A 19,279-nucleotide genomic window follows, 5' to 3' on the forward strand; every position below is an offset into this window, starting at 1 on the left:
GGCGCTATTTGTTCCAGCGTTTGTGGAACCACATCCATTGGCCGGGATATTCACGAACCCAGCTTTCAACCTTGTCGTTCAGTGCCTGTGCAGTGGCGGCAAGGTCAACGGCGCCTTTTTCATCGCGCGGCAGTTGCATCTTCTCTTCCAATTCCAGACGGAAGCGTCCCCCCGGCAGGCGAATGCAGCGTGCGGGATAGACATCACACTCATATTGACGCGCAAGTTTTGCCAATAGAGGATTGGTTTTACAGGGGCGATCAAAGAAAGTCGTGGGAATGCCGCGATGGAACTTTTGATCTACCAGCATACCCACATTGCCATCGGCATTCAAAACACTGGCAAGTGACCACGCTGCGCCCGCTTTTGATGGAACGAGGTGGCCCATATTCGTACGGCGAGCGCCCAGAATTTTCCTTGCAACATAGGGATTATTCGGTGGACGGAACAAGGCAGTCACGTTCAGTTCAAACGTTGCGGCACAGATCGGGAGCAATTCAAAATTACCCGTGTGACCGGTGAAGAAAATATGAGGCCGGTCTTTTTCGTCGCGGATGCGCTCAAAGATTTCGCGGCCCTGTACCTCGATCAATCCCGGCTTGTCGCTGTGCGGATCGTAATCGAAGATTGCATCAAGGAAGACATATTCTGCCGTCAACCGCGCCATGTTTCCCCACATGTCGCGCGCGATCTGCTGTAGTTCTTCTTCCGGTCTGTCCGGATAGGCTTTGCGCAGATTGGTCATTGCAACACGGTGGCGGCCCATCAACGGGCCGATTTTGCGCGCAGAAGCATCGATGAAATCCATCGCAGCCTTGGCGGGCAACTGACGCAAAAGCCAAAGTATGCCGAATATAATATTTGCGGAAAGCCAGTAGTTGATCGATTTCAACTTCTGGCTCCACCGATACAGAGCTAGCTTTCTATCAAGTTTCATAAGGGATCAGTTGACGCGCAGAATGATCTTGCCAAAAACATCCCGGCCTTCCATTCGCTTCAGGGCCGTATCAATGTCATCAAAGCCGACTTCAGTATCGATGACAGGCTGAACCAGACCTCGCGCCATCTTCTGCATGGCATCAGCCATGTTTTCCATGCGGCAACCGAATGAACCGAGCAGCTTCAATTGTTGCTGAAACAACATCATCAAATTCATGCTGGTAGAGACACCGGATGTCGAGCCGCAGGTCACGAGCCGTCCACCGCGTCGTAGCGATAGCATGGATCCCGCCCAGGTATCGGCACCGACATGTTCGAAAACAACGTCTACACCCTTCTTCTTGGTCAGTTTGCGGACAACGCCTTCAAAGCGGTCCTCGCGGTAATTTATGACATGATCCGCGCCAAGCGCCTTGGCTTTTTCAATCTTGTTGTCGGAACCTACGGTGGTGATGACAGTACAGCCCATCTTTTTGGCAAGCTGGATTGCAGCCGAACCAATGCCGGATCCGCCTGCATGGACCAGAATGGTTTCGCCGGACTCGAGCTTCGCGTTGTCGAAGAGCATATGCTCGACGGTCCCAAATGTGACCGGAGCAACTGCGGCGCCAATCTCGTCAACACCGGGAGGTGCAGGGACCAGTAGCCGGGCCTTCAGATTCACCTTCTCTTGAGCAAAGCCATCAAGATGGAAGCCGTGCACGCCGGAGACATGCTCGCAAAGATTATCGCGACCTTCGCGGCATGGGCGGCATAGACCGCAGGTTTGTGCGCCATAGATCGAAACCAGTTGTCCTGGAAGCAGATTGCTGACGCCCGGGCCGATAGCATCCACGATGCCGGATGCTTCCGCACCAATTGTCAAAGGCATTTTGCGCTTGGCAAAGGCCATGCCGCGCCAACCCCAGACATCAATGTGGTTGAGCGCAACCGCTTTGATGTTAACAGTGACTTCGCCGGGGCCAGGGGGAGGCGGAGGAGCGACGTCGACGATTTCAAGTTTGCGATCTTCGATCAGCTGTAGTGCACGCATATCCGTTTCCTTGAGTGGCGCCGCTAAAGGCACGTAGCCGCTCATTTGTGGGTTGCGCAATTCCGGACGGGAAAACCGGATCCCGCATTTTGAAATTGCTCTAATTCAGGTTCCGGATTAGTTCGGTTCTGCCGTCATGACAAGACACGTATTTTGTCCGCCAAATCCGAAGGAGCTTGAAAGCACCGCTGAAACCTTTGCCTCACGCTTCACGTTGGGAACGACGTCGAGCACGATTGCAGGGTCGGGATTGTCATAGTTGATTGTTGGCGGAATAGTGCCGGTCTGAATTGTCAGAACTGAAAAAACGGCTTCGATAGCGCCCGCAGCAGTCAGCGTATGGCCGATCATTGACTTGTTGGAGGAAACCGGTAACGAGGATATGCGGTCACCAAAAACCGTCGAGAGGGCCAAATACTCCATCTTGTCGTTTTCCGGAGTTGAAGTGCCGTGGGCATTGACATAGTCGATGGCATCTTCCTTGATCCCCGCATCGTCCAAGGCTGCGCGCACGGCACCAATCGCCGGAGAGCCATCGGGCTTTGAGCGCGTGCGATGGAAATCATCTGCCTTTTCGCCGCAACCACGCATGATTCCGAGAATATTGGCGCCGCGGCCGACAGCAGATTCCAGCGATTCCATAACAAGCGCGCCGGAACCTTCGGCCATGACAAAACCGTCACGGTCCTTTGAGAAAGGCTTGGCGGCCTTATGGGCAGGTTCATTGTGGGTTGAAAGTGCCGATAGCAGCGAGAAGCGGATAAGCGCTTCTGCCGACACGGAGCCATCAGTTCCGATTGACAGGACGCGGTCGCTTTCGCCACGCCGGATAGCCTCGACACCAAGTTGGATTGCAGTTGCGCCTGATGCACATGCGGTCGACAGCGTGATGGGCAGTCCGCGCGTTCCGAACTTGTCGGCGATGCATTCTGCTATAAAGCCAAATTCGGCCGTGTTGAACATCGCGCTTTGCGGTGCCTTTCGGCACGCTGCCAGCAATAGATCGTAACCGGGTTCGCCTTCGGACTTTACCAGTGCATCAAGCGCGAAGCGGTTGCGCCATTCGAGTTCCACGGGTGGCGCTGCGAGAAACAAAGGCCCGCCGAAATCATCGATTGGAAAACCGGCTTGCGCTATGGCCTCTTCAGCGGCAAGGGAAGCCAGTTTCTGCGAAAGTGCTGACGCTCCCTGACTGCTCTCTTCAAGAAAATCCACAGTCCCGGCTATTTGCGTGCGCAAATTGTCGAGCGCAAAACGCGTTATGGTGTGAATGCCGGAAGTTCCCGAGGTCAGAGCTGCCCAGTTTTCTTCCTTGCCTTGTCCAAGCGAGGAGACCACACCAAGACCAGTAATCGCAACCAGGGGGCGACCTAGATGATCAGTATATTTGGACATTGGAATATCCTTTAAACCTTGCTTAGGCGGGCAACGCCTTCACTGCGCGTCGCACCGATGGAAGTCGCGAGTGCACTGGAAATATTAGCCGGACCAGTTGCCTCGTTTTCACTATCAAGCGGGAGAAAGGCTGTCCCATGAAAAACGCTCAATGCGGCGATGGCAACAGCGAGAGGGAATTGTGCCTCGCGCAGATGGCCCGTTTTACTGGAAAGTCCACGAACTGTTGAACTGGAGAAAGCCTCCAGCGCTGCTTTTTCTGCAGACGTGACTTTCTTTGCCCCGGTTGCACCGGAAACAATAAGATCAGGTGCCTTATCCGCACTTGCGGCACCCAGAAGCTTGGAAATCGTTTCGCCAAGGTTTTCGCGGTTGCGGCGAATCTGTGAGCTGTAAATAGCGTCAATGGCAGCGTAAGCGCGAACACCGCGCTTCTTGGCATGGTCTGCACTTTCGAGAACGAGAAAGGCACCGCCGGAGCCTGTGACAATGCCACCGCCCTCGGAATTTTCCCTTTGCCAAACCGGCGACCATCCATCGGTTTTCAACATCTGGTTCAGCTCGAAACCGAGCAGCATGTCGGGATGTTCAGCGTTATAGGAGCCTCCCACGAGGGCGTGGGTGCTTTGGCCGGAACGAATGCGCGAAACCGCTGTGTCTATTGCGGAAATACCCGCACCTTCTTCGCCCATGAATGTGCGTGAAGATCCTGTCACCTTGTGAACAATCGAAATATTGCCCGCAAGGAGATTGGAAAGCTGTGCCAGGAAAAGCGTCGGACGCAATTCTGTCGACAGTTTTTCGTTCAGCATCGTGCCAAGATCATTGCGTACACGTGCTTCAGCCAGAATTTGCGTGTCGACAGTCACATCGCGTTCGCCGCCGCCCGCTGCCACAACCATATCCATTGTTGCGCAGAGAGCTTCATCGTCCTTGATGCCAGCATCCTGTAGAGCAAGACCGGCAGTATATGTGCCGATTCGCTGCCAGGTTTCCATCTGCCGCTGGTCGCCGCGTTTTGGAATCTGGCTGTTCCAATCGACTTCACCGAGCGGATGCACTGTGTATGGCTTGAATCTTTCACCATCGATGCGCGGCTTGGCTCCATCGTTGAAAGCTTGCCAATGAGCATCGGCCCCTTCGCCCAAAGAGGAAATAAGTCCGATACCTGTGATAACGACGGTGTTGTTCTGCATTGTCTCGCAACACCGTTGTTACGGTGCATCCGGTTAATGGATATGTCTTAGCGCCCGCGTTGGTCTGCGGATCAGGCTTTCTTGGCGGCGACCAGTTCGTCGATTTTGGCGCAAAGATTCTTCAACACGAAATATTCTTCGGTCGGAACCTTGCCGTCATTGACTTCCTGCGTCCACTGTTCAAGCGGAATCTTGATGCCGAATGCCTTGTCGATGGCGAAAACGATATCGAGGAAATCCAGACTGTCGATGCCAAGATCGTCGATTGTATGGCTTTCCGGCGTGATGCTGTCGCGGTCGATCTCGCTGGTTTCAGCAATAATATCGGCGACTTTGTCGAATGTTTCGGACAATTGATTTTCCTTTTGTTTTAGGTGTCTCGTCTAAGACCCTGCGATCTGATGAGCCGGTATCTAGCTTTTTTCGCAGGCGAGGGAAAGACCCAAGAGCATGTGGTGATTAGTCGAATATGATTCTTCCGGCAACGTGAATGGTTTTTCCGTCCTCTGCGGGAGCTGCAACAACAGCCTCGCTGGGCCGGGGTGCCACTCCTGTTAGCGCTATTATATTGTTACGATCCGTGAGCAATACCAGATTTCCAGAGCCTTTGAACGAAATGATCGTGGTTCGAATTTGTTCAAGCTGCGTTCCTCTTGCTGTGTCATCGCCAGCCATTGGATCAAGCGGGGCGAATATTTCCATAGGGGATGAACCAAAGGAAAGGCGCGCTGTCTCCCGTGCATTACAAACGGTGCTTGTCAAAACCTTGTCGATTCGCACACCGCGGGCAGCAAATCGCGCGCCTAGCTTTTGCGCCAGCTGGTGACCCCGGTCCGAGAGCGTTCGTGCGGCACAATCCGCGGAAGTATCAGATGATGGGCTGAGCGCGCCTGAAGCATCGCCGCCCTGAATGAGGATTGTATAGCCTCCGCGCTGAACTCTTGCCCAAGCGGCATCTGTCGCCTGAGCGGGCACGGATGCGAGGGCGATGCCAAACGTCAGAACCAATCCGGAGTAAAGCCAAAGACTCGATCGATATGCCATTCATTCTCCTTATCAGGCAGATGGGAATTCTGCTCACAAAAATAAAGTGATCGTTTTCCAGGCTTGCTCCTCGAAACTTCCGGGCTTATCCCAAGGATCATGAGTCTTATCCAAACAATCATCGTTGTTTTTGGCGTCATCGCTATCGCCTATGCGGCGGCGCATTTCAAATTGCTTGATGAGCGGGTCGGCGATGGTCTTTCCGATTTCGTGTTCATGATTGCAGCGCCGCTATTATTGTTCAGAACCATGGTGACGGCCGACTTTCATGGCGCAGCGCCCTGGTCGCTGTGGATCGCCTATTTCAGCGGTGTCGTTGTGGCCTGGGCCGCGTCGGACCTCGCTATCAAATATATGTTTGGCCGAGATAATCGCGCTGGTGTCGTTGCCGGGGTTTCTGGATCTTTCTCCAATTTGGTTTTCCTTGGAATGCCGCTTGTGCTTGGCGTATTCGGGCAAAACGGCTTTGCGATACTCTCTCTCATTGTCGCCATTCACATGCCGATCATGATGGCAGCATCAATCAGCTTGCATGAAATCGCGATGCGACGGGATGGCGTATTCAGCGGAGAAGCCCATCTGGCGGCGGTCGTGCTTTCGTTCTTCAAGAGCTTGCTGCGAAATCCGTTCGTGCTTGGAATATTAGCCGGATGGATTTGGCGGCTTGTTGGTCTGACGATGCCACAGACAGCGGATGCTCTCATACAAACTCTGGCGAGTGTTGCGGGGCCGGTTGCGCTGTTCGCGATGGGGATGGGGCTGAAGAAATTTGGCGTGTCGGGAAATATTGCCGCAGCGCTCGTCATGTCTGTCATAAAATTATTGCTGATGCCTGCAGTTGTTTTAGGGGCTGTGTGGCTGTTGGGACTAGCGCCGTTTACCGCAAAAATTGCCGTCGTGGCAGCAGCTTTGCCTGCAGGCGTGAATTCCTATCTCATTGCCACACGCTTTGGAACAGGGCAGGCTTTGGCATCTAACTCAATGGTTATGGCGACTGCTCTGTCTGCGGTGACACTGGCATTCTGGGTTTCAGTTGTTACCTATATATTTGGCTAGCTGCGCCGTTGCAGCTTTTGCCAAAAAGGAGCAGGGTGCTTACGGACCTTGACCCAAGGCTCGATTGCCCAGCGCAATATGGTTATCCTTCACGGAATCCACCTAAAGAGCATAACCCTTCGAACACAGGGAGAATATGATGTTGCAGAAATCCAGCCAGTTCATGAAGCAGGCCAATCTTATCAATGGCGAGTGGATCGCGGCAGATTCGGGCAAGACAATCGATGTCATCAATCCCGCGACGGGGCTCGTCATTGGCACAGTGCCCAATTCGGGTAGGGCCGAAACGAAGCGCGCCATTGACGCGGCAGCGGAAGCTTTCAAAACCTGGTGCAAGACATCGGCGCTGGAGCGCTCAAAGCTGATGCGCAAATTGCACGATGCAATCCTGGACAATCAGGATGCGCTCGCCGAATTGCTGACGCTGGAACAAGGTAAATCACTCGCCGAATCCAAGGGCGAGGTTGGCATGTCTGCCGCTTATATCCTTTGGTATGCTGAAGAGGCGCGTCGTACTTACGGTGATACCGTACCGTCACCTTGGGCTGATCGCCGGATCATGATTACCAAAGAGCCAGTTGGCGTTATCGGCGCTATCACGCCTTGGAATTTCCCCTCTTCCATGCTGGCACGCAAGATTGGCCCGGCCTTGGCTTCTGGTTGTACAGCCGTTGTAAAACCAGCCACGCAGACACCTTATTCAGGTCTTGCATGGGGACTATTATGCGAGCAGGCAGGTATTCCGAAAGGCGTCGTCAATATTCTGACAGGCTCGGCCAGCGAGATTGGCGGCGAAATTACCAGCAATCCCGTCGTGCGTAAGATAACCTTCACGGGTTCTACCGAAATCGGCAAGATTTTGATCAAACAGGCGGCCGATACTGTCAAGAAAGTATCGATGGAACTCGGCGGAAATGCGCCATTCATCGTGTTTGATGATGCGGATGTCGACCGGGCCGTCGACGGCGCCATCATGGCAAAGTTCCGCAACTCCGGACAAACCTGCGTTTGCACAAATCGGTTTCTGGTTCAGGCTGGAATCTACGATAGTTTCGTTGAAAAATTTGCAGCAAAGACTGCAAAGCTCAAGATCGGCAATGGGCTTGAAGCAGGCACCGAACAAGGTCCGCTCATTGATGAAAAGGCCGTCGAAAAGGTTGAGGAATTTATCGCTGACGCAAAACAGAAGGGCGGGAAGATTGTCACTGGTGGCAAGCGCCATTCGCTAGGCGGCAGCTTCTTTGAGCCAACCGTCATTGGCGATGCAAAGCCGGACATGCTTTTCACGACAGAGGAAATCTTTGGCCCCGTTGCTCCTGTCTACAAGTTTGAGACGGAGCAGGAAGCAATTGATCTTGCCAACAACACGCAGTTCGGCCTTGCCAGCTATTTCTACACGCAGGATCTTGGGCGTGTGTTCCGTGTTTCGGAAGGTTTGAAATATGGCATGGTCGGCGTCAATGAGGGACTGATCACAACCGTCGAAGCTCCCTTTGGCGGCGTTAAAGAATCAGGTCTCGGCAAGGAAGGCGGGCATCAAGGCATCGAAGATTATCTCGATACCAAATATGTCTGCATTGGTGGGCTTGGTCTTTAGACTATGTAGCTCACATCATTCACCTGATGCATTCCGGTGCATCAGGCTGCCTGCGCAGTGAATCTTATAAAAGGTTTTAAAGTCAAATGGATACGGAAGTTTTTGGGCATACTGATTCAGGTGAAGCGGTGCATTGCATTACCATTATTGGCGGTGGCCTGACGGCGAAAGTCCTGACCTGGGGTGCCGTTATTCAGGACCTGCGCCTGAAAGGTCATGAAAGTCCGCTGGTGCTTGGCTATCAGAACTTTGCCGATTACCCCGCCTATTCGCCCTATCTCGGGGCCACGATTGGCCGTTCCATTAATCGCATTCGGGACGGCGAATTGACGATTGATGGCAAAACCTATCAGTTGGAGAAGAATTTCCGCGGCTTGCACAATATTCATGGCGGCACGCTTGGGGCGGGAAAACGTCTGTGGCAGGTTGTGGCCGTTGGGCCGGACTATGTGACGCTGACAATTCATCTGCCCGATGGCGAGGTGGGTTTTCCGGGTAATCTCAACATTACCTGCACCTATATGCTTGAGTCGAAGGGCACTCTGGCCATTCGTATGGATGCAGTCACAGACAAGCCAACCCTATGCAATCTCGCGCATCACAGTTACTTCAATCTGGATGATGGTGGCGCAACTGAAGCGCTCGATCATCAGGTACGTATAGATGCGCAGGCCTATCTGCCTACCGATGCTGATCTTCTGCCTGATGGGCGCGTTTTGCCTGTGGCAGGAACCACGCATGATTTTCGTGAATTCAGACCAGTACGGCGTGAAGAAAACGGCAAGCAGGTTATCTATGACAATAATTTCTGTCTGGCGAGCGAGCGGCGCCCGCTGTGCCCGGTCGCTTGGGCCAGAGGAGCTAAATCTGGCGTGGAAATGACCGTGTCCACCACCGAGCCGGGTGTGCAGCTTTATGCATCCAATACGCTTGGCGGAAAGCCTGCCATTGGTTTGACCGGAAAAACATATGAAAATTATGCGGCATTGTGTTTCGAAGCGCAGATTTGGCCAGATTCAACACATTTTTCGTACTTCCCGCAGGCGATCCTGCGGCCAGACGAAACATACAGCCAAATGACAAAGTACAGTTTTAAAAAATCTTAGCCAAAGGCCGCGCGCGCTTCGCTCATGGGAGCAAGTGCGCCGTGAAATTCAACCACGCGAGCGGCAACCCTATGGGCACTGGCTGCAGCCTTGACGGGGTCAAAGCCGGCAAGGCGCGAGGCAATGTAGCCGCCATTGAAGCTGTCGCCAGCGCCGGTCGTATCAACTGCCTTGGCAATGGTTGCTGGCACGTTGGTGCGGCGACCATCAGCCACTACAAGCGCTGGCTCCGTGCCATCTTTAACGACGATCTCGCCTACGCCAAAACCGGCTATCCGGTCAGCCGTGTGATCAGGTGTTGCGTCGCCAAAAAGTGCGTTCTCATCTGGAAATGTGGGTAAGGCAATGTCGGTGACGCGAAAGGCATCGCTGAGTACCTGCTGGGCTGTGTCGGCATTTTCCCACAGGCGAGGGCGGTAATTGGCATCGAAGACAATGAGAGATCCCTGTTCGCGTGCGTTTTTGACAGCGTTCAAAACATTTTCACGGTTTTTGGGACTGAGAATACCCATGGTGATCCCGGAGAAATAAACAATCTCACGTCCGGCGAGGCTTTGTGCCAGCGCCTCCGTGTCATCTGCCAGCTGGCGCGCAGCCGCGTCATTGCGCCAATAGGTGAACGAACGCTCGGCCCCGGTCAAACTTATCGCATAAAGTCCCGGGCGCGCACCGGCGATAATCGGACTATTGGCTGTTTGAATACCGTTTTCATTCAGGAATGCGCGCTGCTTCATCGAGAAGGGATCATCGCCGAAAGCCGTGACGTAATCTACGGGATACTCGGTTTTGGTAAGCGCCCGGACATACCAGGTGGTGTTAAGCGTATCGCCTGCGAAACCCATGCGCCATTGGTCGCCATTAGCACCGGACAGCTCAATCATACACTCGCCGATTGCCGCAAAACCACCCATGTCATCTCTCCCGAATATTGGTCGCGCGACTGATATACTAGTGCGGTCTGTATGTCATTTCCAAAGTGATGGCTGTCATAATCGTTTCGCCATGGCATGTTAGTCGGCGAATGCGCATGCAGGAGGAAATGATGACGCGGATTACGTCGATAGAGCAACTTGAAGCCATTTATAGCGGTGTAAGTGAAGCCTCGACTTCCAAAGTGGCAGATCGAATCACGCCGGATTATCGCTTGCTGATCGAAGGATCGCCATTCGTTGCTTTTGCCACCAGTGGTCCGGAAGGGCTGGATTGTTCTCCGCGTGGTGATCTAGCCGGGTTTATCCGGGTACATGACGAGAGAACGCTGATGATGCCGGATCGGCGGGGCAACAACCGTATTGATTCGCTGCGAAATATCGTCCGTGACCCGCGTGTGGCTCTGTTGTTTCTCATTCCCGGTTTGACAACGACCTTTCGAGTCAATGGCCGTGCCTATATTGAAACGGATCAGGTAGTGCTTGAGAGTTTCAATGTGGACGGCAAGGCGCCACGATCCGTCACCGTCATTGAGGTCGAAGAGGCCTATTTCCAATGTGCCCGCGCGCTTATTCGGTCGGAGCTTTGGAATCCATCAAAACATCGTTCTCCGAAGGAGTTTCCGACGCCGGGCCAAATCCTTGCCGCGTTGAGCGAAGCGCGCTTTGATGGTGATACCTATGACCGCGAATGGCCGGAGCGGGCCGCAAAAACCATGTGGTAGCAAGAGCAAGGTTTGCTCTAAAGAGATGACTGTCTGCCGATGGCAATTTCCATGCGGTCGGCAGAAAAGTGCGTTGTTGCGTATTCAACAGGCCGTCCATCCATATCGACATTGACGGCTGTTGCGACGATAACAATGGCGCCAGGCGAAAGCTTCAAGTGTCGCAGATCCTCAGCATCAGCATGCCGGGCTCCGATAATCGTTGACTGACGCAGATAGTCATCAATTCCTGCCCGTTTAAACGCTGCGGTAACCGAACCGGTCGCACGATAATCCTCGATGATATTTGGCACACGCGCAGCATCGAACCAGGATGTGGCGCAAGAGATGGGATTGTTATCTGCTGTGTGCATCGTATCAATTCTGATGACCATGCCGGAGTGCATTCCAAGCGCAGAGGCAACTTCCGCTGTAGGCTCCTCCAGCGACGACCCAAGCAGCACACCCTTTGTCTCGCGAACCTGTGTTGAGAGAATTTCCGAAAACCTCGTGCGTTCACCAATTCGATAGGTGAGCTTTTTGGCATTGGCGACGAATGTCCCGCGCCCTTGTTCAGCTCGAAGCACGCCTTCCTTCGTTAATGCGGCTATTGCGCTGCGGATTGTATGACGATTGACGGAAAACCGGGTTGCAAGCTCCACCTCAGGCGGCATGCGCACGCCACTGGCCATTTTGCCCGCTGAAATATCGCCCCTGATCTGATCGGCAATCTGCCGCCAGACAGCAACGCCACTATTCCTGGTTATCAAATGGCTTGAACGCATGCTTTGTCATGCTCCTGTCATTGACGGGTATTATAACCACGCTTATTGTCTAGTTGTATATATAAATAGACAAATTGCTGTGAGGTGTCAATGCGCAATGCAAATTTGAAAACGGGTAAAGAACCCGATGTAACAGCTGAGATTGCAGATTCCAGCCGCAAAGCGGCTATGGCGCTTCTGGCGCAAGCAACCGTGCAGGAAATGCGGCAGTTCTGGGAGCGCTGGGAAAACAAGCCAGCAGTGGAAACTCTGCGCGGTCCTGAAACCGGCCTGGTCATGGTGCGTGGACGCATCGGCGGTGGTGGCGCAGCTTTCAATCTGGGCGAGGCGAGCGTGACGCGAGCGACCATAAGGCTCGATAATGGCGCTGTCGGTCATGCCTACGCGCTCGGGCGTTCAAGCGAGAAAGTAAAGCTCGCTGCAGTCTTTGATGCGATCTGGCAGGAGCCAGCCCATCGCCAAGCAGTTGAAGACAACGTGCTTGCTCCAATCGCGCAGCGTTTGAATGAAGGGCTTGAACAGAAGCGGGCTGAGACCGCTGCAACCAAGGTCGATTTTTTCACTATGGTGCGAGGAGATGATTGATGCGTGCAGCAACTCAGGTTTTTGAAGGCGGGTTCGCCGACACGGTTTTAAACTCGCAGGAGATTTTTCGGGCATTGATGGACGCTATGGCCAATCCGGGCCGTGTCATTTCCGTCGGTGATCTGGCTCTTGCTCCATCGCCCTTATCTCCGGCGATAGCTTCGATTGCAGCAACGTTGTTGGATCATGATGCGGTCGTCTGGTGTGACAAGCCAGTTAAAGCATCGCAGGACGCTATCGGCTGGCTGAAGTTCCATACCGGCGTTGAGCTCACGAATGATCCTTCCCAGGCCGATTTTGCTTTGGTCAGCGACATCGAAAACATGCCGTCTTTTGATTCATTTGCCAAAGGCACGTCTGAATATCCGGATCGTTCGACCACAATCATTTTGCAGGTGACCGGTTTTGATGGTTCGCAAGAAGTGACCCTCGAAGGTCCTGGAATCAAGGATAATGCGGTCTTTTCGCCGAATGAGCTTCCTAGAATGTTTATTGAACAATGGGCAGCAAATCGTGGCGTCTTTCCGCGTGGTATCGACCTGATCTTTGCTGGCAATGGCGCGCTTGCCGCTTTGCCGCGAACCACCCGCATTTCGAAGAAGGAGGCTTAGGCCATGTATGTTGCTGTTAAAGGCGGCGAAGCCGCCATTCGCAATGCGCACAAGCTTCTGGCAGACCGCCGCCGTGGTGATCGCTCCGTTCCGACTATCGGCCTCGATCAGATTATTGAACAGCTGGCGCTCGCAGTTGATCGTGTGATGGCTGAAGGTTCGCTCTACGATACCGAGCTTGCTGCGCTCGCTGTGAAGCAGGCTCGCGGCGATATGATTGAGGCGATTTTCCTCGTTCGGGCTTACCGGACGACCTTGCCGCGTTTCGGCTATACAAAGCCGGTCGAGACATCGCAGATGGCTATTGAACGCCGCATTTCCGCAACATTCAAGGATCTGCCAGGCGGTCAATTGCTGGGTCCGACCTTCGATTATACGCACCGCTTGCTCGATCCTGAACTTGCGGAAGATGGGTCAGTTGATCTGCCGGATCAACGCATCGAGGCCCATGAACATATGCCGCGTGTGACCGATATTCTCGGCCATGATGGCATGATCGAAGCCGATGGTGATATGCCCGAGGGAGCTCAAACGGGCGATTTGACCCGCGAGCCTTTGACCTTTCCGCTTGAGCGGGATTTGCGATTGCAGGCTCTGGCGCGCGGCGATGAGGGTTTTCTGCTGGGCTTGGCCTATTCCACCCAGCGCGGCTACGCGCGTAGCCATCCTTTTGCCGGTGAAATTCGCATTGGTGAGGTTGAAGTGGAACTCGAAGTCGCCGAACTTGATTTTCCACTAACGCTTGGCCGCATTCGTCTTACCGAATGCCAGATGGTCAATCAGTTCAAGGGATCATCCAAGCAGCCGCCCCAATTCACGCGTGGCTACGGTCTTGTTTTCGGCCAAAGCGAGCGCAAGTCGATGTCCATGGCTCTTTGCGACCGCGCATTGAGGGCGCGGGAGCTTGGCGAAGATATCACCGCTGCGGCGCAGGATGAAGAATTCGTCATTTCACATAGCGACAATGTCCAGTCGACGGGTTTCGTCGAGCATCTGAAATTACCGCATTATGTGGATTTCCAAGCGGAGCTCGATCTCGTGCGCCGTATGCGTAGTGGGCATGAAAGCCAAAAGAACGAAATCAGTGAGGCTGCAGAATGAACTCAGTCGCCACCGCCTCCATCACCTCCGCCATCGGAGTCGCCCCAGCTGTCGCTGCTGCCGGAAACACCAGTGTCGCCACTATCGTTATTCAATTTTTTTCGGTTCTTGTTGCGCTGCTCGATTGCGGCAAGCGCTACGATGAAAACAAAAACACCAGTAAAAAGATAAAACTCAATATCTCCCGTCATGCATCCCTACGTTTTGCAGTTCAAACCAAAGGATCAAAACTCCGTGGTTTTGCGCAAACCAACTCCTTTGAGGCTATGACAAAATGACCGAGCTTGCCACCTACAATTTTGCTTATCTTGATGAGCAGACCAAGCGGATGATCCGCCGGGCTATTCTCAAAGCCATTGCCATACCTGGATATCAGGTGCCGTTTGCCAGCCGCGAAATGCCCATGCCCTATGGGTGGGGTACTGGCGGCGTACAGGTAACGGCTGCGATCATCGGCCCGAAGGACACGCTGAAAGTAATCGATCAAGGCGCTGATGACACAACGAATGCGGTTTCAATTCGTGCCTTTTTTCAAAAGGTTGCCAATGTTCCGGTGACCACGAAGACCACAGAAGCAACAATTATCCAGACGCGCCATCGCATTCCGGAGACTGCGCTAGCAGCAGGTCAGACGCTCGTCTATCAGGTGCCAATCCCAGAGCCGTTGCGCTTTCTTGAGCCGCGTGAAACCGAAACGCGCAAAATGCATGCGCTGGAGGAATATGGGCTCATGCATGTGAAGCTTTACGAAGATATCGCTCGCCACGGCCATATTGCGACCACCTATGCCTATCCGGTGAAGGTCGAGGGGCGTTATGTGATGGACCCATCTCCGACACCCAAATTCGACAATCCCAAGATGCATAACTCGCCAGCCTTGCAGCTTTTCGGTGCAGGGCGGGAGAAGCGGATTTATGCAATTCCTCCCTATACGCAGGTCGTCAGTCTCGATTTCGAAGATCATCCTTTCGAGATTCAGAAGTTTTCGCAGCCATGCGCTCTTTGTGGTGCCAAGGGCAGCTATCTCGATGAAGTCATTCTCGACGATAAAGGAGGCAGCATGTTCGTCTGTTCCGACACGGATTTTTGTGAAGAACGGCAGGCCGCAGGGCATCGCGGTGAATTATCGGCACCACAGGCGGAGGCAGCAGAATGAGCGATATACCACTCTTGAAGGTTGGGGCATTATCGAAATTTTACGGAAGCCGTATCGGCTGCAAGAATGTTTCGTTTGAACTTTTTCCTGGCGAAGTGCTGGCCGTCGTTGGCGAATCCGGGTCCGGTAAAACCACATTGCTCAATTGTCTGGCTACGAGACTTGCGCCTTCTGCGGGCACGGTTGAGTACCGGATGCGCGACGGGCATTTCCGTGACCTCTACCGCATGGGCGAGGCAGAACGGCGCTTCCTGATGCGTACCGACTGGGGTTTTGTTCACCAGAATCCCGCTGATGGCTTGAGAATGACCGTGTCTGCGGGCGCAAATGTTGGCGAGCGGCTGATGGCCGTTGGTGACCGGCATTATGGCAATATACGCGCTACAGCCACCGATTGGCTGGGCCGCGTTGAGATTGCAGGGGACCGCATTGACGATCAGCCGCGCGACTTTTCCGGCGGTATGCGCCAGCGCCTGCAGATTGCACGCAATCTTGTTACCAACCCGCGTCTCGTTTTCATGGATGAACCGACGGGTGGACTGGACGTTTCGGTGCAGGCAAGGCTTCTTGATCTGCTCCGCGGTCTTGTCAGCGATCTTGGCCTGGCAGCGATTGTCGTGACCCATGATCTGGCCGTAGCTCGTCTTCTCTCACATCGTATGATGGTGATGAAGGACGGTCACGTCGTGGAAACGGGCCTTACCGACCGCGTTCTGGACGATCCGCAGGCGCCATACACGCAGCTTCTTGTCTCCTCCATTCTACAGGTTTGACCATGCCGACACCTCTCGTTGTTTCCGATGTTGCCAAGAGCTTCACCATGCATTTGCGTGACGGCATTTGCTTGCCGGTTGTGGCCAATGTTTCCTTCTCCATTAAAGCAGGGGAATGCGCCGTGCTGGGTGGTCCTTCCGGTGCGGGTAAAAGCTCGATTCTCAAGATGATCTATGGCAATTATGCTGCCGATACCGGCCAAATCATCGTGCCTTACCGGGACAGGTTGGTTGATGTTGCGGCGGCAGACGCGCGCACAATGCTTGGCATTCGACGCGATCTGATTGGCTATGTAAGCCAGTTTCTGCGCACTGTGCCGCGCGTTTCTGCCCTTGATGTTGTAGCTGAGCCATTAGTGGCACGCGGCATTGATCGCGATGAAGCGCGCGCAAAGGCAGCCGCTCTTCTCGCGGGGCTTAATTTGCCGGAACGGTTGTGGTCATTGCCGCCGGCGACATTTTCGGGTGGTGAGCAGCAGCGCGTTAATATCGCTCGGGGCTTTATCACGGATCATCCCATTTTGTTGCTTGATGAGCCTACGGCGTCACTCGATGCCAGAAACCGCGATGTGGTGGTTTCAATGATCCGCGACAAGAAAAATGCGGGCGTCGCCATGCTTGGCATCTTCCACGATGACGATGTGCGCGAAGCAGTCGCTGACAGGATTATCGATGTCACGGCGTTTTCGGCTCAAACCGGAGCGGCCGCATGAGTCGTCTGTCTGAAATACCTTTGGTGCATGAAACCGCAACGGTTCAGGATTCCACGCTGGGCCGTTACACGGAAGTTTCCGAGCGTTGCCGCATAAGCGAAGCTACGCTCGGCGACTATTCCTACATTATGCAGGATGGCGCGGTCTGGTGTGCGAAGATTGGCAAATTCGCCAATATTGCAGCCAGCGTTCGTATCAACGCGACCAACCACCCGACATGGCGTCCGACACTGCATCATTTCACCTATCGTTCCGCCGAATATTGGGATGATGCGGGAGTCGACGACGAGTTTTTTGAATGGCGTCGGTCAAATCTTGTCACCATTGGGCACGATGTGTGGATCGGTCACGGATCAACAATCCTGCCCGGAGTGACTGTTGGTGACGGGGCGGTTATCGGTGCTGGAGCCGTCGTCTCGAAGGATGTTGCGCCCTACACAATTGTTGGCGGTGTTGCGGCCAAAAAAATCCGGGACCGATTTGATCCCCATACTGCGGAGCGTCTGCAAAGGTTGGCCTGGTGGGATTGGGATCACGCAAAATTACGTGCTGGGCTGGATGATTTCCGCACATTGGAGATCCAGGAATTCCTGGAAAAACATCACGTTTAGATACAGCCCAAAGTTGTCACGAAACTGAGACAAAACTGCCATTGCAGGTTCACATAAACCCTCTACCACAGGCTGACGCCAACAGAGGTTAATTGATGCTGAAAATCGAAAACGTGACGCGGCGCTTTGGCAATAATATCGCCATAGACAACGTCAATGTAGAAATTCCGCAGGGTCAGATGGTTGGCATTATTGGCCGGTCGGGAGCGGGTAAATCAACGCTGCTGCGCATGATCAACCGGCTGATCGATCCGTCGGAAGGTGCCATCATTTTTGAAGGCACGGATGTTGCCAAATTGCGTGGCAGCAATCTGCGCAACTGGCAGCGTGATTGCGCAATGATTTTCCAGCAATTCAATCTTGTGCCGCGTCTTGATGTGCTTACCAATGTTCTGCTTGGGCGCCTCAATCACCGTTCGACAATCAAAAGCCTTCTGGGCATTTTTTCGCGTGAAGAACGCGCCATGGCCATAGCCGCGCTTGAGCGGTTGGATATTGCAAAGACGGCCCTGCAGCGCGCCGGCACGCTTTCCGGCGGCCAGCAGCAGCGTGTCGCTATCGCCCGCGCCTTGATGCAGAATCCCAAAGTCATTCTGGCGGATGAGCCTATCGCCTCGCTGGACCCGCGCAATGCGCAAGTGGTTATGGAATCACTGCGTGATATCAATGAGCGCGAGGGCCTTACGGTCATAACCAATCTGCATACGCTCGATACGGCGCGTCATTTTTGCCAGCGGATCATCGGTATGCAAGGAGGCAAAATCGTATTCGATGGCGGGCCGGACGACCTGACGGAAATGGCTGCCCGCCGGATTTACGGTGCTGACGGCCTCAAGGACGCATTTTCAGAAGCTATTACATCGACCAGTATTTCGCGCGGCGCGCCAAAACCCATTCCCGAGCTTGAGGCTATTCTGGCCGCTCGCTGAGAGATCGTCTAGCCCACGTCACGGGCAACCATGAACAGATCACAAACTCAAACAGACGTTTGACAGGAGAGACCAATGTTGCTCAAAAAAGCCCTTCTTGGTGCGATCGCAATCGGCGCAATGCTTGCCGGTTCGATGGCTCGTGCAGAAAACCTCGAAACATTCCGCGTTGGCATTATCGGCGGTGAGAATGAAGCTGATCGCCTGCGCAATTATCAGTGCATTGTAGACCAGCTGCCAAAGGTACTTGGCGTAAAGAACGTCAAACTATTTCCTGCTACGGACTATGATGGCGTTATCCAGGGCTTGCTCGGCGGTACGTTGGATTATGCAGAGCTTGGCGCATCTGGTTTCGCAAAAATCTATCTCGCAAACCCGAAGGCTGTTGAACCAATCCTGACAACAGTCCAGACAGACGGCGCCACCGGCTATTATTCGATCATGGTTGCCCGCAAAGATAGCGGCATCAAGACGTTAGCCGACATGAAGGGTAAAAAGCTGGGTTTTGCTGATCCAGACTCAACCTCCGGTTATCTTGTTCCAGTTACGGCTCTGCCAAAAGACATCAAGACCTCCGTGAAGGATTACTTCAGCGAAACCGGCTTTGGTGGCGGACACGAAAATCTTGTGCTTGCTGTCAAAGATGGCAAGTTTGATGCTGGTACGACTTTCGGTTCGGGTGTTGGCAAGTTCGATGAAGGCTATACCTCCGGCAATTTGCGCAAGATGGTCGATAAGGGCATTATCGACATGAAGGATTTTGTGGAATTGTGGAAGTCACCATTGATTCCAAATGGCCCGATAGTCGTCCGTACTTCGCTAGACAGCGACATGAAGACAAAGTTTAAAAACTTCATGATGGAACTTCCAAAGTCAGATCCAGCCTGCTTTGCAGCAACGATGGGCGGCGATTTCAAAGGCTACACAGAGGTAAACACTGAATTCTACCAACCCATCATTGACGCTCGTAAGGCGCAGGTCGGCGGTTAATTTAATCACCCTTTCACGGCCAGATC

At 53.6% G+C, this 19,279-nt stretch carries 22 protein-coding genes; 14 read left to right on the forward strand and 8 right to left on the reverse strand.

Translation table 11 applies throughout. From position 1 onward, the window contains the following. Positions 1-4 precede the first annotated feature (4 nt). The 6 genes from V9K92_RS18205 to V9K92_RS18230 form a co-directional block, all read right to left on the reverse strand. Positions 5-937: a lipid A biosynthesis lauroyl acyltransferase gene (locus V9K92_RS18205; protein ID WP_337354592.1), complete on the reverse strand. Its 933-nt coding sequence runs from the start codon at positions 935-937 to the stop codon at positions 5-7. Between the two features lie 6 nt (positions 938-943). Continuing rightward, positions 944-1,972: a zinc-binding dehydrogenase gene (locus V9K92_RS18210; protein ID WP_337354593.1), complete on the reverse strand. Its 1,029-nt coding sequence runs from the start codon at positions 1,970-1,972 to the stop codon at positions 944-946. A gap of 117 nt (positions 1,973-2,089) precedes the next feature. Continuing rightward, positions 2,090-3,367 carry a beta-ketoacyl-ACP synthase gene (locus V9K92_RS18215; protein WP_336439860.1) on the reverse strand — a complete coding sequence of 426 codons (1,278 nt, stop codon included), beginning with the start codon at positions 3,365-3,367 and terminating at the stop codon, positions 2,090-2,092. A gap of 11 nt (positions 3,368-3,378) precedes the next feature. Continuing rightward, a complete protein-coding gene (locus V9K92_RS18220; protein WP_337354594.1) occupies positions 3,379-4,563 on the reverse strand; it encodes a beta-ketoacyl-ACP synthase in 1,185 nt (394 codons plus the stop codon). A 71-nt stretch (positions 4,564-4,634) separates the two neighbouring features. Next, positions 4,635-4,916, reverse strand: a complete 282-nt coding sequence (locus V9K92_RS18225) for an acyl carrier protein (protein ID WP_027231748.1) — start codon at positions 4,914-4,916, stop codon at positions 4,635-4,637. Positions 4,917-5,022: 106 nt separating this feature from the next. Beyond that, positions 5,023-5,607: a histidine phosphatase family protein gene (locus tag V9K92_RS18230; protein ID WP_337354595.1), complete on the reverse strand. Its 585-nt coding sequence runs from the start codon at positions 5,605-5,607 to the stop codon at positions 5,023-5,025. Positions 5,608-5,703: 96 nt separating this feature from the next. Between V9K92_RS18230 and V9K92_RS18235 the strand changes: the two genes are divergently transcribed. From V9K92_RS18235 to V9K92_RS18245, 3 genes are all read left to right on the forward strand, one after another. After that, positions 5,704-6,663 carry an AEC family transporter gene (locus V9K92_RS18235; RefSeq protein ID WP_162802506.1) on the forward strand — a complete coding sequence of 320 codons (960 nt, stop codon included), beginning with the start codon at positions 5,704-5,706 and terminating at the stop codon, positions 6,661-6,663. A 139-nt stretch (positions 6,664-6,802) separates the two neighbouring features. Further along, positions 6,803-8,260 (forward strand): NAD-dependent succinate-semialdehyde dehydrogenase, encoded by a 1,458-nt coding sequence (locus V9K92_RS18240; RefSeq protein WP_337354789.1) that lies wholly within the window; start codon positions 6,803-6,805, stop codon positions 8,258-8,260. Positions 8,261-8,346: 86 nt separating this feature from the next. After that, positions 8,347-9,366, forward strand: coding sequence for an aldose epimerase family protein (locus V9K92_RS18245; RefSeq protein WP_337354596.1), 1,020 nt, complete (start codon positions 8,347-8,349; stop codon positions 9,364-9,366). Here V9K92_RS18245 and V9K92_RS18250 read toward each other — a convergent pair. Then, positions 9,363-10,277: a sugar kinase gene (locus V9K92_RS18250; protein WP_115052699.1), complete on the reverse strand. Its 915-nt coding sequence runs from the start codon at positions 10,275-10,277 to the stop codon at positions 9,363-9,365. The genes V9K92_RS18245 and V9K92_RS18250 overlap by 4 nt on opposite strands. 131 nt (positions 10,278-10,408) lie before the next feature. On the opposite strand from V9K92_RS18250, the gene V9K92_RS18255 reads away from it, so the two are divergent. Next, positions 10,409-11,020 carry a pyridoxamine 5'-phosphate oxidase family protein gene (locus tag V9K92_RS18255; protein WP_337354790.1) on the forward strand — a complete coding sequence of 204 codons (612 nt, stop codon included), beginning with the start codon at positions 10,409-10,411 and terminating at the stop codon, positions 11,018-11,020. A 17-nt stretch (positions 11,021-11,037) separates the two neighbouring features. On the opposite strand, the gene phnF is transcribed toward V9K92_RS18255, so the two are convergent. Then, a complete protein-coding gene (phnF, locus tag V9K92_RS18260; RefSeq protein WP_115052700.1) occupies positions 11,038-11,784 on the reverse strand; it encodes a phosphonate metabolism transcriptional regulator PhnF in 747 nt (248 codons plus the stop codon). A gap of 90 nt (positions 11,785-11,874) precedes the next feature. Between phnF and phnG the strand changes: the two genes are divergently transcribed. The 10 genes from phnG to phnD all read left to right on the forward strand — a co-directional run bounded on the left by phnG (position 11,875) and on the right by phnD (position 19,253). Then, entirely contained in the window at positions 11,875-12,369 is a 495-nt protein-coding gene (phnG, locus tag V9K92_RS18265) for a phosphonate C-P lyase system protein PhnG (RefSeq protein WP_337354597.1), read from the forward strand. Beyond that, positions 12,369-12,980, forward strand: a complete 612-nt coding sequence (gene phnH, locus V9K92_RS18270) for a phosphonate C-P lyase system protein PhnH (protein WP_337354598.1) — start codon at positions 12,369-12,371, stop codon at positions 12,978-12,980. The genes phnG and phnH overlap by 1 nt, the downstream gene beginning before the upstream one ends. A gap of 3 nt (positions 12,981-12,983) precedes the next feature. Further along, positions 12,984-14,081, forward strand: a complete 1,098-nt coding sequence (locus V9K92_RS18275) for a carbon-phosphorus lyase complex subunit PhnI (RefSeq protein ID WP_337354599.1) — start codon at positions 12,984-12,986, stop codon at positions 14,079-14,081. Continuing rightward, positions 14,078-14,359, forward strand: a complete 282-nt coding sequence (locus V9K92_RS18280; RefSeq protein ID WP_337354600.1) for a hypothetical protein — start codon at positions 14,078-14,080, stop codon at positions 14,357-14,359. The genes V9K92_RS18275 and V9K92_RS18280 overlap by 4 nt, the downstream gene beginning before the upstream one ends. Further along, a complete protein-coding gene (locus tag V9K92_RS18285; RefSeq protein ID WP_115052704.1) occupies positions 14,356-15,237 on the forward strand; it encodes an alpha-D-ribose 1-methylphosphonate 5-phosphate C-P-lyase PhnJ in 882 nt (293 codons plus the stop codon). Before V9K92_RS18280 ends, V9K92_RS18285 begins: the two co-directional genes overlap by 4 nt. Continuing rightward, positions 15,234-16,010: a phosphonate C-P lyase system protein PhnK gene (phnK, locus tag V9K92_RS18290; protein ID WP_307285838.1), complete on the forward strand. Its 777-nt coding sequence runs from the start codon at positions 15,234-15,236 to the stop codon at positions 16,008-16,010. The genes V9K92_RS18285 and phnK overlap by 4 nt, the downstream gene beginning before the upstream one ends. A gap of 2 nt (positions 16,011-16,012) precedes the next feature. Next, positions 16,013-16,723: a phosphonate C-P lyase system protein PhnL gene (phnL, locus tag V9K92_RS18295; RefSeq protein WP_337354601.1), complete on the forward strand. Its 711-nt coding sequence runs from the start codon at positions 16,013-16,015 to the stop codon at positions 16,721-16,723. Then, on the forward strand, positions 16,720-17,334 hold the full coding sequence (locus tag V9K92_RS18300; RefSeq protein ID WP_115052707.1) for a DapH/DapD/GlmU-related protein: 615 nt from the start codon (positions 16,720-16,722) through the stop codon (positions 17,332-17,334). Before phnL ends, V9K92_RS18300 begins: the two co-directional genes overlap by 4 nt. A gap of 95 nt (positions 17,335-17,429) precedes the next feature. Next, positions 17,430-18,263 carry a phosphonate ABC transporter ATP-binding protein gene (gene phnC, locus V9K92_RS18305; RefSeq protein WP_115052708.1) on the forward strand — a complete coding sequence of 278 codons (834 nt, stop codon included), beginning with the start codon at positions 17,430-17,432 and terminating at the stop codon, positions 18,261-18,263. 78 nt (positions 18,264-18,341) lie between these two features. After that, on the forward strand, positions 18,342-19,253 hold the full coding sequence (gene phnD, locus V9K92_RS18310; RefSeq protein WP_337354791.1) for a phosphonate ABC transporter substrate-binding protein: 912 nt from the start codon (positions 18,342-18,344) through the stop codon (positions 19,251-19,253). Positions 19,254-19,279 lie beyond the last annotated feature (26 nt).

It is taken from the genome of Phyllobacterium sp. CCNWLW109 (assembly GCF_037203905.1).
Classification (GTDB): domain Bacteria; phylum Pseudomonadota; class Alphaproteobacteria; order Rhizobiales; family Rhizobiaceae; genus Phyllobacterium; species Phyllobacterium ifriqiyense.

Coding starts and splice junctions, on each gene's coding strand:
- V9K92_RS18205 (WP_337354592.1), bottom strand. CDS start 937: ATGAAACTTGATAGAAAGCTAGCTCTGTATCGGTGGAGCCAGAAGTTG.
- V9K92_RS18210 (WP_337354593.1), bottom strand. CDS start 1,972: ATGCGTGCACTACAGCTGATCGAAGATCGCAAACTTGAAATCGTCGAC.
- V9K92_RS18215 (WP_336439860.1), bottom strand. CDS start 3,367: ATGTCCAAATATACTGATCATCTAGGTCGCCCCCTGGTTGCGATTACT.
- V9K92_RS18220 (WP_337354594.1), bottom strand. CDS start 4,563: ATGCAGAACAACACCGTCGTTATCACAGGTATCGGACTTATTTCCTCT.
- V9K92_RS18230 (WP_337354595.1), bottom strand. CDS start 5,607: ATGGCATATCGATCGAGTCTTTGGCTTTACTCCGGATTGGTTCTGACG.
- V9K92_RS18240 (WP_337354789.1), top strand. CDS start 6,803: ATGTTGCAGAAATCCAGCCAGTTCATGAAGCAGGCCAATCTTATCAAT.
- V9K92_RS18245 (WP_337354596.1), top strand. CDS start 8,347: ATGGATACGGAAGTTTTTGGGCATACTGATTCAGGTGAAGCGGTGCAT.
- V9K92_RS18250 (WP_115052699.1), bottom strand. CDS start 10,277: ATGGGTGGTTTTGCGGCAATCGGCGAGTGTATGATTGAGCTGTCCGGT.
- V9K92_RS18255 (WP_337354790.1), top strand. CDS start 10,409: ATGACGCGGATTACGTCGATAGAGCAACTTGAAGCCATTTATAGCGGT.
- phnF (WP_115052700.1), bottom strand. CDS start 11,784: ATGCGTTCAAGCCATTTGATAACCAGGAATAGTGGCGTTGCTGTCTGG.
- phnG (WP_337354597.1), top strand. CDS start 11,875: ATGCGCAATGCAAATTTGAAAACGGGTAAAGAACCCGATGTAACAGCT.
- phnH (WP_337354598.1), top strand. CDS start 12,369: ATGCGTGCAGCAACTCAGGTTTTTGAAGGCGGGTTCGCCGACACGGTT.
- V9K92_RS18275 (WP_337354599.1), top strand. CDS start 12,984: ATGTATGTTGCTGTTAAAGGCGGCGAAGCCGCCATTCGCAATGCGCAC.
- V9K92_RS18280 (WP_337354600.1), top strand. CDS start 14,078: ATGAACTCAGTCGCCACCGCCTCCATCACCTCCGCCATCGGAGTCGCC.
- V9K92_RS18285 (WP_115052704.1), top strand. CDS start 14,356: ATGACCGAGCTTGCCACCTACAATTTTGCTTATCTTGATGAGCAGACC.
- phnK (WP_307285838.1), top strand. CDS start 15,234: ATGAGCGATATACCACTCTTGAAGGTTGGGGCATTATCGAAATTTTAC.
- phnL (WP_337354601.1), top strand. CDS start 16,013: ATGCCGACACCTCTCGTTGTTTCCGATGTTGCCAAGAGCTTCACCATG.
- V9K92_RS18300 (WP_115052707.1), top strand. CDS start 16,720: ATGAGTCGTCTGTCTGAAATACCTTTGGTGCATGAAACCGCAACGGTT.
- phnC (WP_115052708.1), top strand. CDS start 17,430: ATGCTGAAAATCGAAAACGTGACGCGGCGCTTTGGCAATAATATCGCC.